The organism is Curtanaerobium respiraculi (assembly GCF_024609215.1).
Lineage (GTDB): Bacteria > Actinomycetota > Coriobacteriia > Coriobacteriales > Eggerthellaceae > Curtanaerobium > Curtanaerobium respiraculi.
Map to the genome: position 1 here is coordinate 1 of NZ_JANIPD030000037.1, position 899 is coordinate 899.

Consider the following 899-nt stretch of genomic DNA (forward strand, 5'->3'; position numbering starts at 1 on the left):
CGCTCTTCGGCTTTTGGGACAACGAGGCGCAGGCCCAGGCGGCCAACAGCCTCGGCCTTCCTCCCTACATCACCTCCGAGATGGTGGAGGCGGCGCTGGAGTGCCAGGAGGAGTACGGGCATCCCGCCGGATGCACCATCGCGCAGATCATCTGCGAGAGCGGCGCCGGGGACCACCTCTCCGGCCTCGCCACCCGCGACAGCAACCTCTTCGGCATCAAGTGGGCGCCGAGCTTCGCACTCGCACCCGAGGTCGCGGGCAAGTCGTCCTGGTCCACGGGCGAGGAGTACGGCGGGCAGCACGTCACCGTCATGGCCGACTTCACGAGCTTCAGGAGCATGCGCGACTGCATCGTGTTCCGCTCGCGCGTGCTCCTGCAGAACCAGCGCTACGCGGGAAACCCGCTCATCCAGCAGGCCATCGCGGAGCACGACTCGGACAAGATGGCCGAGGGCCTCAAGGACGCGGGCTACGCCACCGACTCGGCCTACGTGGACACCCTGAAGTCGATCATGGCCACCTACGGCCTCTACCACCTCGACGGGATGACCGTCGAGGACTGGAAGAACGGAAGCGCGGGAGGGGGTGCCGTCGTCGAGGCCGCCTACAGCCAGCTCGGCGTGCCCTACGTGTGGGGCGGCACCTCGCCGGGCCATGCTCTCGACTGCTCGGGGCTCACCCAGTACTGCTACGCGCAGGCGGGGATCTCCATCCCGCGCAACTCCGAGGCGCAGGCCAACGCCGGCACCAAGGTCCCGCTCTCCGAGGCCAGGCCCGGCGACATCCTCTGGCGCCCGGGGCACGTGGCCATCTGCATCGGGGGCGACCAGTACATACACGAGCCGCACACGGGAGACGTGTGCCGCATAGGGACGGGCATCTCGTACTTCACGTGCGCG

At 68.5% G+C, this 899-nt stretch carries 1 protein-coding gene; it reads left to right on the plus strand.

Annotation, left to right across the window (positions count from 1 at the left end):
• Positions 1-899 (plus strand): glucosaminidase domain-containing protein (locus tag NOV21_RS08880; RefSeq protein ID WP_283171744.1); only part of this gene is annotated, 899 nt, incomplete at both ends.